This window comes from Streptomyces sp. 2131.1 (assembly GCF_900105515.1).
GTDB classification, from domain to species: domain Bacteria; phylum Actinomycetota; class Actinomycetes; order Streptomycetales; family Streptomycetaceae; genus Streptomyces; species Streptomyces drozdowiczii.
This window is the reverse complement of the sequence record NZ_FNSY01000001.1, coordinates 3,023,506-3,039,507: the sequence shown is the minus strand read 5'-3', so window position 1 is coordinate 3,039,507 and position 16,002 is coordinate 3,023,506. Positions and strand designations below refer to the sequence as shown.

Genomic DNA, 16,002 nt, shown 5'->3' with positions numbered 1-16,002 from the left:
CGAACGATCATTGGATCATCGCCGGGCGTTCAGGCCCGCACGTGTATGCGAATGAGTGCCGACCGGGCGTGCCCGGGTCGGGCTCGGTGGAAACGGAACTGCCGTTCGGGCAGCTTTTGGCCGTAGAGGGCGCCTCGGGCGTGCGGTACCGTGAGCGAACTGTCACGCTCTGTGTGTTTCTGCGCTTATGTGGCCTCGGCGGTACCGCTCACGCTCGACCGGGGGCCGGGGCGGACAAAGGAGGGCCCGTGGTGGATGCCGTGGTGGAACTTTGGAACGGCGTACGGGCGGTGCGCGACCCCGCGCGACGCCGCGCGCAACTCATGGCGGCGGGGCGCACGTTGTTCGCGGTGTACGGGTACGCCCATACGTCCGTCGAAGACCTGTGCGCGGCGGCGCAGGTGGAAGTTCGGGACTTCCATCGCGAGTTCGCGTCGCGCGAGGCGCTGCTCACCGACCTGTACGACGAGGTCGCGATGGCCGGCATGCAGGCCGCCCAGGCGGAGCTGGCGGCCGAGGGCATGGACACCTGCCCGACGGAGGAGCGGGTGCGCAGGCTCTTCGAGGCGTATGTCCGGGCCGTCACGCGGGACCCCCAGGCGGCGCGGGTGGCGTTCGTCGAAGTGCTGGGCGTCAGCCGGGCGATGGACGAGCACCTGACGATGTGGCGTTCGGTGTGGGTGGAGTTCCTGACCGCCGAGTCCGAGCGGGCCCGGCGGCGCGGGCACGGGGTGGACGGCGACCTGGAGGTGGTCGTGAAGGTGCTGACGCGGTCGGTGGACGAGCTGCTGGCCCACCACGGGCGGCGGCCGCGCCAGGTGCCGCCCGCGTGGCTCACGAGTGAGTTCACCAGGTTGACCATGGCCATGATCGGCCCGGCGGAGGGGGCCCCTCCGGGCGCCTCCGATTGACAAGGTGCGTTGCCGGGGCGGCAAATGGAGCCATGGCAGACCCGATGGATGACGACGACCTGGCCGCCGTCCTGACCGGCGTCGGCCCCCGCCTCCGCGCGCTGCGCACCGAGCGCGGGACGACGCTGACGCAGCTGAGCGAGACGACCGGCATCTCGATCAGCACGCTCTCCCGCCTGGAGTCGGGCGGCCGCAAACCGACCCTGGAACTGCTGCTGCCGCTGGCGAAGGCGTACGGCGTCCAGCTGGACGAACTCGTCGGCGCCCCGGACACGGGTGACCCGAGGGTCACCTTCCGCCCCTTCAAGCGCCACGGCATGACCTTCGTACCGCTCACCCGGCATCTCGGCGGCGTAAACGCGTACAAGCAGGTCATGCCGGGCGCGACGGGCCCTTCGGGCCCGGTCGAGCAACGCGTCCACGAGGGCTACGAGTGGCTCTACGTCCTCTCCGGCCGGCTGCGCCTGGTCCTGGGCGACCACGACCTGGTCCTGACGGCGGGGGAGGCGGCCGAGTTCGACACCCACACCCCGCACTGGTGGGGACCGGCGGGGCCGGACCCGGTGGAGTTCCTGAGCCTGTTCGGACCGCAGGGGGAACGGATGCACGTACGGGCGAAGCCGACGGGGCGGGAGTGAGGGGGCCCGTGGGGCCGCGCTACGCGGCGACCGGGCGTCCCGCCGCCCCCGCGTACGCCCCGCCCACCCCCCAGGCCTGGTGCATCGCGTCCGCGAAGGCGGCGGCCAGGCGGTGTTCGCCCGTGGGGCCCGGGTGGGTGCCGTCGTACGTGTCGGTGTGGATGTCGTACGCCGCGGGGTGGGAGGCCAGGAGCAGCGGGGACGTGGGGGCGTCCAGGTCCGCCACCGCCTTGGCGAGCAGTTCGTTGAAACGGGCGCACTCCGCGGCGAAGGGTGCGTCCGTCTCGGCGCGTATGTTCGGGATGACCGGGAGCAGCACGCAGCGGATGTGCGGGTTCGCCCCGCGGGCGGCGGTCAGGAAGGCGCGGGCGTTCTCCGCCGTCTGCGCGCTGTCCGTGTAGAAGCCGAGGTCTATCAGGCCAAGCGAGACCAGGAGCACGTCCGGGCGGTGCGCGGTCACCGTCTCCGCGATCACCGGGGCCATGTGCAGCCAGCCCTCGCCCCAGCCCGCCAGGTGGCGGCGCGCGGCCGGCGGGAGGTCGGCGGCGTACGCGGACGAGGAGGCGGTGCCCGTCTCCGTGTCGTACAGCTCCGTGCGCGGGCCCACCAGCTCGTGCGGGCCGTCCGGTGCCGCCTTTAGGTGCTGCCACATGCGGTAGCGCCACGTGAAGTCGCCGGCGCGCCCGATGGTCATGGAATCGCCGACACACATGAAACGCATGGCGCCATCATGGCGGATCCCGGCTACGCGCCGGTAGGTGACGATGGACACTTGTCCCATGCGTTCGTACCGACTGACGTCCTGCCTCGGCGCCGCCGTCCTCCTCGCCCTCGCCGCGGCCCCCGCGCTCGCCGCCGACGACGGGGCCGATCAGGGCTTCACGATCGAGGACCCCCGGATCACCGAGTCCAGCGGCCTCGCCGCCAGCCGCGCCCACCCGGGGATCTACTGGACGCACAACGACAGCGACGACGGCCCCTACGTGTTCGCCGTCGACTCCCGTACGGGGAAGACCGTCGCGCGGATCACCATGAAGGGCGTCGGGCAGCCGCGCGACGTAGAGGCCATCTCGCTCGGCCCCGACGGCAACCTGTACGTCGGCGACATCGGCGACAACCTCGACGGCAGCTGGGACCACGTCTGGATCTACCGCTTCCCCGAGCCGAAGGTGCTCAAGGACGCGACGGTCCGGGCCACCCAGTTCGACGTGAAGTACGCCGACGGGCCGCGCAACGCGGAGGCGCTGATGGTCCACCCCAAGACCGGGCGCGTGTACATCGCCTCCAAGAACGAGGACGGCGGCGGCCTGTACGAGGGTCCCGCGAAGCTCACCACCGGCGGCGACAACGTCTTCCGGCGGGTCGGGGAAGTCCCCTGGGTGACCGACGGCGCCTTCTCCCCGGATGGCAAGGAGCTGGTCCTGCGCTCCTACTTCAGCGCCCGCGGCTACACCTTCGCCGGCGGCCGCCTCGGCAAGGACTACGCCGTCGAGTCGCCGCTGCTGCCGCAGTCCGAGTCCGTGACGTTCACGGCGGACGGCTCCGCCCTGATGTACGGCTCCGAGGGCGAGCGGAGCAGTGTCGTGCGGATCGACCTGAAGGAGAGCGGCGACGGGGGCGGCGGAGGAGCCGCGCACCGGGCGGGCGGGACGAAGGACACCGCCGACGGGGACGGCGCACCGGGGAAGGGCACCACGCTCACCGGGGGCGTCGTGCTCGCCGCGTTGGCCCTCCTGCTCTTCCTCGGCCGGAAGCGCCGCAAGGGCTGAGCGCTCAGGACTCCATCGGCCGGATCTCGTAGTGCAGCGTCCGGTCCCGTTTCAGCCGGTGCGTCAGCGGGACGAGCACCCCCTGCGACGCCGGGTACTTCCGGGACAGCATCCGGGACGCGTGCGTGTTCTCCCTCGAACCGGCCGGCAGGAGGCGGGCGTGGGCCTCGATCTGCGGGCCCGTCGGGCGGCCGCGCACGGTGCACGGGCCGAGGCGCACCACCGGGTGGTTGCGCATCCGCTCCACCTTCCACGCCGAGGAGAACGTACGGATGTAGGCGTGGTCGCCCTCGACCGCGATGTGCACCGGGGTGTCGGCGTGCGTCCCGTCCTGCCGCCGCGTGCTCAGCAGGACGGTGTACTGCTTCACGAAGGGCTTGAGCTGCGGGACCGTATCCATGCCTCCATGGTCCGCCGGTACGGCGCCGTGCTCATCCGGGCAGGGGACGGACGGCCGCGATTCGCGTAAGGTTCCCGGATCATGACGACCGACCGCCGCCCCGAGCCCTTCGCCACCCCCCGTCTCGACGCCCTGCCGCTGCGGGTGGAGTACGCGGACGAGATGGCCGCCGTCCTGGCCGACCCCGCGCTGCACACCTTCACCGGGGGCGCCCCGGAGTCCCCGGAGGGCCTGCGGGCGCGGTACGCACGGCAGACCGCCGGGTCGCCGGACCCCGGCGAGCTGTGGTGGAACTGGGTGCTGCGGGCCGGTGACGGCCTCGTGGGGTACGCGCAGGCCACCGTGCGCGGCGACCGCGCCGAGATCGCCTGGGTGGTGGGCGTCCCGTGGCAGGGACGGGGCTATGCCGGAGAGGCGGCCCGGGGCCTGGTCGGACATCTGCGGGAGGTGGGCGTCACGACCGTCGTCGCCCACATCCACCCCGAACACGCCGCGTCGGCGGCGGTGGCGGCCGGGGCGGGCCTGACGCGGACCGGGGAGTGGGAGGACGGGGAGGAGCGGTGGCGGCTGGGCGAGGGGTGAGCGTACGGCGAGGGCCCCGCACACCGGGTGTGCGGGGCCCTCGGACGCGTACGGGCTACAGCTTCTCGATCACGTAGTCGATGCACGCCGTCAGGGCCTGCACGTCCGACGGGTCGATCGCCGGGAACATCGCCACGCGGAGCTGGTTGCGGCCCAGCTTGCGGTACGGCTCGGTGTCGACGATGCCGTTGGCACGGAGGACCTTGGCGACCGCGGCGGCGTCGATCTCGTCGGCGAAGTCGATCGTGCCGATGACCTGCGAGCGCTTGGCCGGGTCGGTGACGAACGGGGTCGCGTACTTCGACTCGTCGGCCCAGCCGTAGAGGTGACCGGAGGAGGCGGCGGTGCGGCCGGTCGTGAAGTCCAGGCCGCCCTGGGTGTTCATCCACGTCAGCTGCTCGTTCAGCAGGAAGAGCGTGGCGAGCGCCGGGGTGTTGTACGTCTGGTTCTTCAGCGAGTTGTCGATCGCCGTGGGCAGCGAGAAGAACTCCGGGATGTGCCGGCCCGAGGCGTGGACGCGGGCCGCGCGCTCCAGGGCGGCCGGCGAGAACACGCCGATCCAGAGGCCGCCGTCCGAGGCGAAGGACTTCTGGGGGGCGAAGTAGTAGACGTCGGTCTCGGCGATGTCGACCGGCAGGCCGCCCGCGCCGGAGGTGGCGTCCACCAGGACGAGGGAGCCCTCGTCGGCGCCCGCGACGCGCTTGACCGGGGCCGCGACACCCGTCGAGGTCTCGTTGTGCGTGAAGGCGTAGACGTCGACGCCCGCCTCGGCCTTCGGGTCCGGGTGCGTGCCCGGGTCGGAGGCGATGACGGTCGGGTCGGCCAGCCACGGGGCGAGCTTGGCGGCCTTCGCGAACTTCGAGGAGAACTCGCCGAAGTTGAGGTGCTGGGACTTCGACTCGATCAGACCGTGCGTCGCGATGTCCCAGAAGGCGGTGGAGCCGCCGTTGCCGAGGATCACCTCGTAGCCCTCGGGGAGGGAGAAGAGGTCGCGTACACCGTCGCGCACCGCGCCGACCAGGTTCTTCACCGGAGCCTGGCGGTGGGACGTACCGAGCAGAGAGGTGCCGGTGGCGGCCAGCGCGTCGAGCGCCTCCGTCCGCACCTTGGAGGGACCGGCGCCGAAGCGCCCGTCGGCGGGCTTGATGTCAGCGGGAATCTGGATTTCGGCCACGAGTCGGAGCGTAGCCGCTCGGTGCGGCGGCCACGCACCCTGTCCGTCGGATGAGACGGGGATTCCGACTCGTGGCCAGGGACCGGGGTCCGGCTCAGCCCAGCTCGACCGGCAGTTCGAAGAGGTCGTTCTGCGTCACGATCGGCTTGTTGCGCAGTTCGCCGGCGGGTACGGCCAGCTCCAGGTCCGGGAAGCGCTCGTAGAGGGCGGGCAGGGCGACCCCCGCCTCCAGCCGGGAGAGGGCCGCGCCCGGGCAGACGTGCGGGCCGTGGCCGAAGGCGATGTGCCGGTTCGGCGAGCGCGTGACGTCGAACTCACCGGCGGTCGGGCCGTGCTGGCGCTCGTCGCGGCCCAGCGCGCCGAAGGAGACGATCAGGGCCTCGCCCTTGGGCAGGACCTTGTCGCCGACCTGTACGTCCTCCGTCGCGAAGCGGATCAGGACGTGCGAGGTCGGGGTGTTCCAGCGCAGCGTCTCCTCGATCACGTTCTCCCACGGCACCTCGCCGGACAGCACCTGCTTGCGCTGCTCGGGGTGGGTCTCGAGCGCGACGACCGCGTTCACGATGAGGCTGATCGTCGTCTCGTGGCCCGCCGCGATGATCAGCTGCAGCGTGTTGACGATCTCCTCGTTGCTGAGGTGGTCGCCGTCCTCGGACGCCTCGATCAGGGCGCTGGTCAGGTCGTCGCCCGGCTCCGCCCGCTTCGCGTCCACGATCTTCGTGAAGAGCGCGCCGAGGTCCGCCATCATCTGCGGGACCTCCTCGGGCGGTGTCTGCGTCGAGAAGAACTTCTCGAACAGCTCCTTGAGCCGGGGGTGGTCGGCGGCGTCGACCCCCATCAGCTCGCTGATCACGTTCATCGGCAGCGGGTAGGCGAACTCCGCCTTCAGGTCGACCCGCTCGCCCTCGGGCAGGGCCGCGAGGCGGTCCAGGCTCGCGGTCGTCAGCGCCTCGATGCCCGCGCGCAGCCGCTCCACCCGCTTCACCGTGAGGGCCTGCGCGACGAGGGTGCGCAGGCGGCGGTGGTCGGCGCCGTCGACGGTCAGCATCGAGCGGCCCGGGTTGGCCAGGCCGATCAGCGGCCAGTCCATGGGGATCTCGCCGCGCTGCCAGGCGCCCCAGACGTTGATGTCCTTCACGATCCGGGAGTCGGTGAGCAGCTGTCTCGCCTCGGCGTGGTGCGTCACGGCGTAACAGTTCACCCCGCCGGGGAGTTCGACCTCGGCGAGCGGGCCCGCGGCGCGCAGGGCGGCGCTCTCGCCGTTCAGGTCGGCGACGAAGGGGTCGAGGGCGATGCGGGTCATGTCCGGCCTCCGATGGCGGGGGTGGGTGTGAAGACGACGGGCAGGTTGGTCAGTCCCCGCAGCCAGGGGGAGGGGCGTCGGGTGAGCCGCTCGGCGGCGACGGCCAGGTCGATGTCCGGGAGCCGGTCGAGCAGTACCTCGATGCCGGTACGGGCGATGACCTCGGCGGTCTCCTGGGCCGGGAACGGGCAGCGGTGCTCGCCGTGGCCGAAGGACAGGAACGCGCTGTTGCCGCCGGTCAGGGCGGAGCCGTCGACGCGGACCTGGGGGTCGGAGTTGGCGGCGGCGATGCCCAGGAGGAGCAGGTCGCCCGCCCGGATGTGGCGGCCCCCGAGGTGCGTGTCGCGCGCGGCCCAGCGGCCGGCGACGTTCTGCGTCGGGGTGTCCTCCCACAGCACCTCGTTCATGGCCTCGGCGACGCTGTGCCGACCACCGGAGAGCGAGGCGGCGAAGCGGTCGTCGGTGAGCATCAGCCGCAGGGAGTTGCCCATCCAGTCCGCGGTCGGCTGGTGCCCCGCCGCCATCATGACCATGAGGTCCTGCATGACCTCCTCGTCCGTGAAGCCGCCGGGGTCGGCCAGCATCCTGGTCGCGACGTCGTCGCCCGGCTCGGCGTGCTTGTCCGCCAGCAGCTTCAGCATCGTCGCGCCGAGGTGCTGCTGACCGGCCAGGGCGCGTTCCCGGCCGTCGATCATGTCGTTGATGGAGCCGACGAGCGCGTCGCCGTCCTCGTCGCTCACGCCGTACATCCTGGCCAGTACGCGGGCCGGGAGCAGCATGGCGTAGTCGGCGATGATGTCGGTCGAGCCCTTGGAGCAGAACCGGTCGATCAGTTCGTCGGCGAACTCCTCGGCGAAGCGCCTGAGGGCGAACGGGTCGATCGCCTCCAGGGCGTTCCCGATCATCGCGGCGCGCTCGGCGTGCCGGGGGCCGACGGTGTAGAGGATCGACGGCTGCTTCCGGCCGATCATGGGCAGCAGGGGCCAGTCGGCGGGGACGTTCTCCCACTGGTTCCAGAGGTCCGAGTCGCGGCTGAACAGCAGGGGGTCGCTGGTGACCTGGTGCAGTTCGCGGTAGTCGAGGACCAGCCAGGCGGGCAGGCCGCCGTCCAGGACGACGGGTGCCACGGCGCCGTGGTCGCGCCGGATCTCCCGGTACAGCTGCGCCGGTTCGGTCTGGAACCGGGGGCCGGACAGCGGTACGGAACCGCCCGCCGCGTGGGGGCACTGGGTCACGGGGTGGGCTCCGGGGTCAGGGCGGGGGCGCCTCCGGCGGGCGCGGGGGCGTCCTCCGTACGGGCTGCCGACAGGCGGTGCAGGTGCTCGACCAGGGTGATCAGCACGTATTTGCTGGAGGACCGGTCGCGCGCGTCGCACTCCACGAGCGGGACGTCCGCGGAGATGTCGAGCGCCTCCCGGATCTGCTGCTCGGTGTGGAGCGGGCCGCCGAAGTCGTTGCAGGCGACGATGAACGGCGTGCCGTGGTGCTCCAGCCGGTCGATGGCGTACCAGGAGTCGGCGAGCCGGCGGGTGTCGACGAGGACGACGGCGCCCAGGGTGCCGGAGAACAGCCGGTCCCACAGGAACCAGAAGCGCTCCTGGCCGGGCGCGCCGAACAGGTACAGCACCGAGCGTTCGTCGAGGCTGATCCGCCCGAAGTCGAAGGCGACCGTGGTGGAGTTCTTGGACCGCACGCCGTCGAGGCGGTCGACCGCCTCGCCCGCGCGGGTCATCGTCTCCTCCGTGTTGAGCGGACGGATCTCGCTCACGGATCGGACCATGGTGGTCTTGCCGACCCCGAAGCCGCCGACGACGACTATCTTCAGTCCGTTGTCGGCCGTGGCCTGCAGGGCGGCACGGTCAGAGGTTGCGGAGTCCAACGAGCACCTGTTCCAGGATGTCGGGGGCCGGAAGCCGGTCCGATACACGTGCGGTACGCGGGTGGCGGGCGCTGATCCGGCCGGTGTCGAGCAGGTCGCAGAGCAGGATGCGCACGATGCTGACGGGCAGGTCCAGGGTGGCGGCGATCTCGACGACGGCGGTGGGCCGTTCGCACATCCGCAGGATCGCCACGTGCTCCGACTGCATGCCGACGGACGGCTCGCACTCGGAGACCACCAGCGTGACCAGGTCGAAGGCGGCGGAGTCGGACCGGGTGCGGCCACCTGTGAGGGTGTAGAGCCGGTCGGGGTCGTCGTCCCTGCCGGGGCGGGGGCGCGGCGTCATACTGCCGTGCCCCCGGCGGCCGCCTCCGCCGGTTCGCGGGGCGGGGCCACCAGGTGCTCGCCGAGCTGTTCGACGAGCTCGCTCATGTTGTGGCCGACGAGGCCCACGTCCGCGCTCTCGGCGGCGACGACCGCGAGGTGGGCGCCCGCGCCCGCCTCGACGATGAACAGGATGCCGCCGTAGAACTCGGCCATGGCGGAGCGGACACCGCCGGTTCCGTTGCCGAACTCCACGGACGCGCCGTGGGACAGGCTCTGGATGCCGGCGGAGATCGCGGCCAGCTGGTCCGCCTGGTCGACGGAGAGCTCGGGGGTGCGGCACAGCTTGAGGCCGTCCCTGGACAGCACGAGGGCGTGACGGGCGCCGGGGGTCCGTTCGAGGAGCCCCTCCAGCAGCCAGTTGAGCTTCTCGTCGGTGGTCGCGGTCATCGGGAGTTGCCTTCCGGGTGTGGGGAGTCGGGCCGTACGGCGTTGCGGAAGCTGCTGAAGCGGGCCGCACGGGCCTTGGGGTCGGATGCGGTGTCGGGAGAGCTGTCCGACGCGGCGTCGGTGTCGCGTGCGGCTTCGGCGGTGGACCGTGCCCTGGCCTCGGCGGCGGCGAGGGTGCGGCCGCGCGAACGCCTGGGCAGGCCGCTGTCGCCGAACTTCGGGAGGCTGCCGGTGGTGTCCGACGCGGAGTCGGAGCGCATGGGCTCGGGGGCGGCGGGCCGGCCGGCCGGGGCGCTCTGGTCCGCCGGTTCGGCGACCGAGGTGTGCTGGGGCTCCGGCTCGTCGGGCGTGGTGTCCGGGGCGGTGCGGGCCGGGGTGCGGGTGATGATCTCCTGCGGGAGCATGATCAGGGCGCCCGTGCCGCCGCGCGCGGAGGGCCGGAAGGAGACGGTCAGCCCGTGCTTGCGGGCCAGCCGGCCGACGACGGCGAGCCCGAGCCGGGTGCCGGACAGGCCGGTGAGGTCGGCGTCCTCGGCGGCGACCGCGCGCTCCGCCCGGCGCTGCTGCACCTCGCTCATGACGAGGCCGCTGTCCTCGACGGTGACGACGATCCCGGCCGGGACCTCCTCCACGTACACGTGGACCTCGGCGGTGGGCGGCGAGAAGTTCGCCGCGTTGTCGAGGAGTTCGGCGAGGGCGTGCATGACGCCCTCGGCGGCGTGGCCCGCGACGGCGACGTCGCTGGTGGAGTGGAGCCGGACGCGCTGGTAGCCGCTGATCCGGCCCATCGCGCCGCGCAGCACGGACTCCATGACGATGGGCTTGGCCCAGCGCCGGCCGGAGCGGGCGCCGGTGAGCACGGCGATGGAGTCGGCGAGGCGGCCGGCCTGGGCGGTGCGGTGGTCCAGGTGGAGGAGGTCGGCGAGGACGTCCTCGGAGGTGTGCCGGTGCTCCATCTCGCGCAGGTCGGCGAGCATGCTCGTGGCCAGGGCCTGCATCCGGCCGGCCGCGTTGGCACAGGCGGTGAGGGCGGCGGAGCGCTCGGTCTCGGCGCGCGAGGCGCGGACCTTCAGCCGGGCGTTCTCGGCGGTGAGGCGGGCGGTCCCGGCCTCGGCCTCCTCCTTGGCCTTCGCGGCCTCGGCCGCGGCGGCGGCCTTCACGCGGGCGCTCTCGGCGGTGAACCGCTGGGCGTCGGCGGCGGAGGCGGACACCAGGCGGGAGACCTCCGCGGTGAACCGCCCGCTCTCGGCGGCGTGCGCATCGCGGAGCCGGCGCACGGTGGCGCGGGCGTGGACGGCCGTGGCGACGGCGGTGGCGAGCAGCAGGGCGGCGGCGCCGGAGCCCCAGGCCACCGCGGTCCTTGCCGATTCGGGAGCGGCGAGGGTCGCCCACGCGCACAGAGGTGCGGTGAGGGCCACCGTGACCAGGAGGGCCAGTGCGGTCGGCCGGGTTGAGGGGCGCAAAGCGGAGTCCTTGGGGCGGACGGCGGCGGACGGGGCGATTCGGGCGAGGGTGACACGGGAGACAAGCGTGACAACTGGAACAGGAGGTTCCCAGGTAAGTCCCCGTCACTATATGAGAATTGACGATCCCTTTGGGAAGAACTTGTGGTGGCCTCTGTTCTGTTTGTGTTTTCAACCTGTCAATTTACGACTGAATAATGTCGTGTTGACCGGCGTGCGGCGATCTTCGGCGGCATCCTGGACCGATGGCATCCGGCACCGCCCAGAGCGGCAGCAGCGCGTCCACCGCCCCCGCCGCCCTGGTCCGCGACCTGCGGGCGGCCGTGCGCGGCGAGGTGGCGTCCGACGCCACCGCACGGGCGCTGACGACGATGGACGCGTCCAACTACCGGCGGGTGCCGCTCGCCGTCGTCGCCCCGCGCGACGCCGCCGACATCACCGCCGCGCTCGCCGTGTGCCGCGCGCACGGGGTGCCCGTCGTGCCGCGCGGCGGCGGTACGTCCATCGCCGGGCAGGCCACCGGCACCGGCGTCGTGCTCGACCTCACCCGCCACCTGCGGTCCGTCCTCGCACTCGACCCCGCCTCCCGCACGGCCGTCGTGCAGCCCGGACTCGTCCTCGACGACCTCCGGGCGGCCGCCGCCCCGCACGGCCTCACCTTCGGCCCCGACCCCTCCACCCACAGCCGCTGCACCCTCGGCGGCATGATCGGCAACAACTCCTGCGGCTCCCACTCCGTCGCCTGGGGCACCACTGCCGACAACGTCCACGCCCTGACCGTCGCCCGCTACGGCGGCGACACCCTGCGCCTGGAGCCCGGCGCACCCGGCCCGCCCGGCGTCCGCGACCTGGCCGCCGGCCACCTCGCCCTCCTGCGTACCGGCTTCCCCGCCCTCCCGCGCCGCATCTCCGGCTACGCGCTGGACGCCCTGCTGCCCGAGAACGGCCCCGACCCCGTGCGCGCGTTCTGCGGCAGCGAGGGCACCCTCGGCGTGATCACGGAGGCGACCGTGCGGCTCGTCGAGGTGCCCGCCGCCCGCGCCCTCGCCGTCCTCGGATACGCCGACGAGTCCGCCGCCGCCGACGCGGCCCCCGGCCTGCTGCCGTACCACCCGCTGACCGTGGAGGGCATGGCCGCCGACCTCGTACGCGAACCGGCCGGGCTGCCGCGCGGCGCGGCCTGGCTGTTCGCCGAGACGGGCGGGGCCACCCCGGCGGAGGCCCGGGCGCACGCCGAACGCCTCGTGCGGGCCGCGTCCGCCGACGCCGTGGACACCGCCGTCGTCACCGACCCGGCCGGGCAGCGGGCCCTGTGGCGCATCCGCGAGGACGCGGCCGGCACGGCGACCCGGATGCCGGGCGGCGGTGAGGCGTGGCCCGGCTGGGAGGACTGCGCGGTGCCGCCCGCCCGGCTCGGCGGCTACCTCCGCGACTTCCGCGCCCTGCTCGCCGAGCACGGGCTGCGCGGCACCCCGTACGGGCACTTCGGCGACGGCTGCATCCACGTCCGGATCGACTTCGACCTGCTGACCGGCGACGGCGTCGCCCGCTTCCGCCGCTTCTCCGAGGACCTGGCCGCGCTCGTCGTCGCGCACGGCGGCTCGCTCTCCGGCGAGCACGGCGACGGCCAGGCCCGCGCCGAACTGCTCCCGAAGATGTACGGGGACGAACTCGTCGCGCTCTTCACCCGCTACAAGGACCTCTGGGACCCCGACGGCGCCATGAACCCGGGCATCCTCGCCCGCCCGGCCCGCCTCGACGAGAACCTCCGCTTCGACGTCCTGCCCCGCGAACCCGTCGACGTGGCCTTCGGCTACCCGCACGACGGCGGCGACTTCTCCGCCGCCGTCCGCCGCTGCGTCGGCGTCGCCAAGTGCCGTACGGAGAAGGCCGCAGGACCGTCCGTGATGTGCCCCTCCTTCCGGGCGACCGGCGAGGAGGCCCACTCCACGCGCGGCCGGGCCCGGCTGCTGCACGAGATGCTCGCCGGGGACGCGGGCGGCCTGATCACGGACGGCTGGCGCTCCACGGAGGTACGGGACGCGCTCGACCTGTGCCTGTCCTGCAAGGGCTGCCGCAGCGACTGCCCGGTGGGCGTCGACATGGCCACGTACAAGGCGGAGTTCCTGCACCACCACTACCGCCGGCGGCCGCGCCCCGCCTCCCACTACGCGCTGGGCCGGCTGCCGCTGTGGCTCCGCCTCGCCGCGCCCCTCGCGGGCCCGCTGAACGCCCTCGCCCGGGTCCGCCCGCTCGCCGCCCTCGCCAAGCGGCTGGCGGGCATCGCACCGGAACGCGGGATTCCGCCGCTGGCGCGGGAGACGTTCACGCGGTGGTTCGACCGGCACCGCGGCGCCCGGCCGCTCTCCGGCGAGGGGCCGGCCCTCCTGTGGCCCGACACCTTCACCGAGTACCTGACGCCCGAGGTGGGGCGGGCGGCGGTGACGGTGCTGGAGGCGGCGGGCCGCCAGGTGCTCCCCGCCGGGCGGGGGCTGTGCTGCGGCCTCACGTACGTCTCCACCGGACAGCTCGACCGGGCGCGCGGGGTGATGCGACGCACGCTGGACCGGCTGGGCGGCGCGCCGGGCGACCCGGTGGTCGTGCTGGAGCCGAGCTGCGCGGCGACCCTGCGCACCGACCTGCCCGAGCTCCTCCCGGACGACCCGCGCGCCGCCCGCCTCGCCGCCTCCGTCCACACCCTCGCCCAGTACCTGGAGGCGTACGCCCCCGACTGGGCGCCCCCGCGCCTGGACCGCCCGGTCGCCGGCCAGACCCACTGCCACCAGCACGCGGTCCTCGGCGACGCGGCGGAGCGCCGGCTGCGCGAACGGGCGGGCCTGACCGGTGAGCTGGCGGGCGGCTGCTGCGGGCTGGCCGGGAACTTCGGCTACGAGCGGGGCCACTGGGACGTCTCGGTGGCCTGCGCGGGGGACCAGCTGCTCCCGGCGGTCCGGGACGCGGCCCCCGGCACGGAGATCCTGGCCGACGGCTTCTCCTGCCGCACCCAGCTGGCCCAGCTGGGCGGCGTACGGGCCCGGCACCTGGCGGAGCTGCTGGCGGAGGGACTGGCGGAGGGCGCGCCCTAGCAGGTGTCCCGGCGTTTCACGACGTTTGCGCGAGTCCTTACCGTGGAGGGACGGGCCGCCTCACAGAAGTGCAGTACCGTATATCGGGTAGTTCAGTGTGATGGACTGCCGCTGTTCATGGATCCAGGAGAGACAGGCCCCGGGTGAACGACCAGACCACCGCCGCAGAACCGGCCGCAGCCGCCGTCACCGTGCCGGAGGCGGTCGCCACCCCTGCCCTCGGTGAACCCGGCGCCCGGTCCGGCGCGCGGCGGGCCGCGCTCGCCCCGGTCGCACTGGTCGTCGCGGGCGGGCTCTCCGTGCAGTTCGGCGCCGCCATCGCGGTGCTGCTGATGCCCCGGGCCGGGGCGCTCGGCGTCGTCACGTTGCGACTGGCCGCAGCCGCGCTCGTCCTGCTCGTGGTCTGCCGGCCGAAGCTGCGCGGCCACTCGCGCGCCGACTGGGGCACCGTGGTCGCCTTCGGCATCGCCATGGGCGGCATGAACACGCTGTTCTACCAGGCCGCCGACCGCATCCCGCTCGGCGCCGCCGTCACCCTGGAGGTGCTCGGCCCGCTCGCCCTGTCCGTGATCGCCTCGCGCCGCCTGGTCAACCTGGTCTGGGCGGCCCTCGCGCTCGGCGGCGTCGTCCTGCTCAGCGGCGGGGGCTTCGACCGGCTCGACCCCGTGGGCGCCGCCTACGCCCTGGGCGCCGGGGCGATGTGGGCGGCGTACATCGTCTTCAGCGCCCGCACCGGCCGCCGCTTCCCACAGGCCGACGGCCTCGCCCTGGCCATGGTCGTCGCCGCCCTCCTCTCGCTGCCGCTCGGCATCGTGGACGCCGGCTCCAAGCTCCTCGTCCCCAGCACGCTCGGGCTCGGCGCGGCCGTCGCGCTGCTCAGCTCCGTCCTCCCGTACACCCTCGAACTCATCGCCCTGCGCCGCCTGCCGGCGCCGACCTTCGCGATCCTGATGAGCCTGGAGCCCGCGATCGCCGCCATGGCCGGCTTCCTCGTCCTCGACCAGGCGCTGTCCACGACGGACGCCCTGGCCATCGCGCTGGTCATCGGCGCGAGCATGGGCGCGGTGCGCAGCCAGGTGCGGGGCGTCTCGAAGCGCTGAGGGGCAGGCCGTCGCCCGTCACGGCGCCGGCGGGGATAAAAATCATGCAAGCATGCTTGATTGTTTTGAGTTCCGCTGGCAGGCTCCCGGGCACGCCGTCACGCCCCGAGGGGAGCGCACCGTGTCCGATGCCTCAGCCGTGCTCGACGACCTGCGCAGCGAGAGCCTGGAGCTCGACCTGCTCGTCGCCGGGGCGACCGCGAGACAGTGGGCGGGGCCGACCCCCGCCGAGGGGTGGACCCTCGCCCACCAGATCGCCCATCTGAGCTGGACCGACGACGTCGCGCTGATCTCCGTCACCGACCCGGAGCGCTTCGGCGGCGAGGTCGCGAAGGCGATGGAGGACCCCGAGGGCTTCGTGGACCGGGCCGCCGACGAGATCGTCACCGCGTATCCGCCGGACGCGCTGCTCGTCCGCTGGCGCGAGGGGCGCGAGCGGTTGCAGGAGGCCCTGCGCGCGGCCCCGGCCGGGACGAAGTTCCCCTGGTACGGGCCGCCGATGAGCGTGGCCTCCATGGCGACCGGGCGGCTCATGGAGACCTGGGCCCACGGCCAGGACGTCGCCGACGCCCTCGGGGCCGCCCGCACCCCCACCGCCCGCCTCCGGCACGTCGCCCGCATCGGTGTCCGGGCCCGCGACTACGCCTTCCTCGTACGGGGGAAGCAGGCGCCCGCCGAGGAGTTCCGGGTGGAACTGGAGGCGCCGGGCGGCGAACTGATCACGTACGGCCCCGAGGGCGCGGCGCAGCGGGTCACCGGGCCGCTGCACGACTTCTGCCTGCTGGTCACGCAGCGCGCCCACCGCGACGACCTGGCGGTCCGCGCGGAGGGGGCGGACGCGGAGGTCTGGCTCGACATCGCGCAGGCCTTCGCCGGTCCGGCGGGGGCGGGGCGGGCGCCGAAGGGGCAGCGGTGACGGGGGC

At 73.5% G+C, this 16,002-nt stretch carries 16 protein-coding genes; 7 read left to right on the top strand and 9 right to left on the bottom strand.

From position 1 onward, the window contains the following. Window positions 1-248 precede the first annotated feature (248 nt). The gene (locus BLW14_RS13620; protein WP_093707486.1) at window positions 249-911 is read left to right on the top strand and encodes a TetR/AcrR family transcriptional regulator; all 663 of its coding nucleotides are present in this window, start codon (window positions 249-251) and stop codon (window positions 909-911) included. A 44-nt stretch (window positions 912-955) separates the two neighbouring features. Further along, window positions 956-1,549, top strand: a complete 594-nt coding sequence (locus BLW14_RS13615; RefSeq protein WP_093707484.1) for a helix-turn-helix domain-containing protein — start codon at window positions 956-958, stop codon at window positions 1,547-1,549. Window positions 1,550-1,568: 19 nt separating this feature from the next. Here BLW14_RS13615 and BLW14_RS13610 read toward each other — a convergent pair whose 3' ends face one another. After that, a complete protein-coding gene (locus BLW14_RS13610) occupies window positions 1,569-2,270 on the bottom strand; it encodes a GDSL-type esterase/lipase family protein (RefSeq protein ID WP_093707482.1) in 702 nt (233 codons plus the stop codon). Window positions 2,271-2,328: 58 nt separating this feature from the next. On the opposite strand from BLW14_RS13610, the gene BLW14_RS13605 reads away from it, so the two are divergent. Beyond that, window positions 2,329-3,318, top strand: coding sequence for an esterase-like activity of phytase family protein (locus BLW14_RS13605; protein WP_093707480.1), 990 nt, complete (start codon window positions 2,329-2,331; stop codon window positions 3,316-3,318). Between the two features lie 4 nt (window positions 3,319-3,322). Here the strand turns inward: BLW14_RS13605 and BLW14_RS13600 are convergent, their stop codons facing one another. Beyond that, the gene (locus BLW14_RS13600; RefSeq protein ID WP_093707478.1) at window positions 3,323-3,718 is read right to left on the bottom strand and encodes a PPOX class F420-dependent oxidoreductase; all 396 of its coding nucleotides are present in this window, start codon (window positions 3,716-3,718) and stop codon (window positions 3,323-3,325) included. 81 nt (window positions 3,719-3,799) lie between these two features. Between BLW14_RS13600 and BLW14_RS13595 the strand changes: the two genes are divergently transcribed. After that, the gene (locus tag BLW14_RS13595) at window positions 3,800-4,300 is read left to right on the top strand and encodes a GNAT family N-acetyltransferase (protein WP_093707476.1); all 501 of its coding nucleotides are present in this window, start codon (window positions 3,800-3,802) and stop codon (window positions 4,298-4,300) included. Between the two features lie 55 nt (window positions 4,301-4,355). Here the strand turns inward: BLW14_RS13595 and serC are convergent, their stop codons facing one another. The 7 genes from serC to BLW14_RS13560 all read right to left on the bottom strand — a co-directional run bounded on the left by serC (window position 4,356) and on the right by BLW14_RS13560 (window position 10,893). Next, on the bottom strand, window positions 4,356-5,474 hold the full coding sequence (gene serC, locus BLW14_RS13590) for a phosphoserine transaminase (RefSeq protein WP_093707474.1): 1,119 nt from the start codon (window positions 5,472-5,474) through the stop codon (window positions 4,356-4,358). Between the two features lie 94 nt (window positions 5,475-5,568). Continuing rightward, a complete protein-coding gene (locus BLW14_RS13585) occupies window positions 5,569-6,777 on the bottom strand; it encodes a cytochrome P450 family protein (RefSeq protein ID WP_093707472.1) in 1,209 nt (402 codons plus the stop codon). Next, the gene (locus BLW14_RS13580) at window positions 6,774-8,012 is read right to left on the bottom strand and encodes a cytochrome P450 (protein WP_093707470.1); all 1,239 of its coding nucleotides are present in this window, start codon (window positions 8,010-8,012) and stop codon (window positions 6,774-6,776) included. Before BLW14_RS13580 ends, BLW14_RS13585 begins: the two co-directional genes overlap by 4 nt. After that, window positions 8,009-8,656 (bottom strand): GTP-binding protein, encoded by a 648-nt coding sequence (locus tag BLW14_RS13575; RefSeq protein WP_093707468.1) that lies wholly within the window; start codon window positions 8,654-8,656, stop codon window positions 8,009-8,011. The genes BLW14_RS13580 and BLW14_RS13575 overlap by 4 nt, the downstream gene beginning before the upstream one ends. Further along, complete coding sequence (locus tag BLW14_RS13570; protein ID WP_018519493.1) at window positions 8,637-9,002, bottom strand: DUF742 domain-containing protein; 366 nt, start codon at window positions 9,000-9,002, stop codon at window positions 8,637-8,639. The genes BLW14_RS13575 and BLW14_RS13570 overlap by 20 nt, the downstream gene beginning before the upstream one ends. Further along, window positions 8,999-9,430 (bottom strand): roadblock/LC7 domain-containing protein, encoded by a 432-nt coding sequence (locus BLW14_RS13565; protein WP_018519492.1) that lies wholly within the window; start codon window positions 9,428-9,430, stop codon window positions 8,999-9,001. Before BLW14_RS13565 ends, BLW14_RS13570 begins: the two co-directional genes overlap by 4 nt. Further along, the gene (locus tag BLW14_RS13560) at window positions 9,427-10,893 is read right to left on the bottom strand and encodes a sensor histidine kinase (RefSeq protein WP_093707466.1); all 1,467 of its coding nucleotides are present in this window, start codon (window positions 10,891-10,893) and stop codon (window positions 9,427-9,429) included. Before BLW14_RS13560 ends, BLW14_RS13565 begins: the two co-directional genes overlap by 4 nt. A gap of 245 nt (window positions 10,894-11,138) precedes the next feature. On the opposite strand from BLW14_RS13560, the gene BLW14_RS13555 reads away from it, so the two are divergent. The 3 genes from BLW14_RS13555 to BLW14_RS13545 all read left to right on the top strand — a co-directional run bounded on the left by BLW14_RS13555 (window position 11,139) and on the right by BLW14_RS13545 (window position 15,995). Next, a complete protein-coding gene (locus BLW14_RS13555; RefSeq protein WP_093707464.1) occupies window positions 11,139-13,979 on the top strand; it encodes an FAD-binding and (Fe-S)-binding domain-containing protein in 2,841 nt (946 codons plus the stop codon). Between the two features lie 143 nt (window positions 13,980-14,122). After that, window positions 14,123-15,079, top strand: coding sequence for an EamA family transporter (locus tag BLW14_RS13550; protein WP_093707462.1), 957 nt, complete (start codon window positions 14,123-14,125; stop codon window positions 15,077-15,079). Window positions 15,080-15,200: 121 nt separating this feature from the next. Next, window positions 15,201-15,995 carry a TIGR03084 family metal-binding protein gene (locus BLW14_RS13545; RefSeq protein ID WP_093707460.1) on the top strand — a complete coding sequence of 265 codons (795 nt, stop codon included), beginning with the start codon at window positions 15,201-15,203 and terminating at the stop codon, window positions 15,993-15,995. Window positions 15,996-16,002 lie beyond the last annotated feature (7 nt).

What these genes read in the sequence shown, in the direction of transcription:
- BLW14_RS13605 (WP_093707480.1), top strand. Translation starts at nt 2,329, where the DNA reads ATGCGTTCGTACCGACTGACGTCCTGCCTCGGCGCCGCCGTCCTCCTC.
- BLW14_RS13615 (WP_093707484.1), top strand. Translation starts at nt 956, where the DNA reads ATGGATGACGACGACCTGGCCGCCGTCCTGACCGGCGTCGGCCCCCGC.
- BLW14_RS13610 (WP_093707482.1), bottom strand. Translation starts at nt 2,270, where the DNA reads ATGCGTTTCATGTGTGTCGGCGATTCCATGACCATCGGGCGCGCCGGC.
- BLW14_RS13570 (WP_018519493.1), bottom strand. Translation starts at nt 9,002, where the DNA reads ATGACGCCGCGCCCCCGCCCCGGCAGGGACGACGACCCCGACCGGCTC.
- BLW14_RS13595 (WP_093707476.1), top strand. Translation starts at nt 3,800, where the DNA reads ATGACGACCGACCGCCGCCCCGAGCCCTTCGCCACCCCCCGTCTCGAC.
- BLW14_RS13600 (WP_093707478.1), bottom strand. Translation starts at nt 3,718, where the DNA reads ATGGATACGGTCCCGCAGCTCAAGCCCTTCGTGAAGCAGTACACCGTC.
- BLW14_RS13585 (WP_093707472.1), bottom strand. Translation starts at nt 6,777, where the DNA reads ATGACCCGCATCGCCCTCGACCCCTTCGTCGCCGACCTGAACGGCGAG.
- BLW14_RS13555 (WP_093707464.1), top strand. Translation starts at nt 11,139, where the DNA reads ATGGCATCCGGCACCGCCCAGAGCGGCAGCAGCGCGTCCACCGCCCCC.
- BLW14_RS13565 (WP_018519492.1), bottom strand. Translation starts at nt 9,430, where the DNA reads ATGACCGCGACCACCGACGAGAAGCTCAACTGGCTGCTGGAGGGGCTC.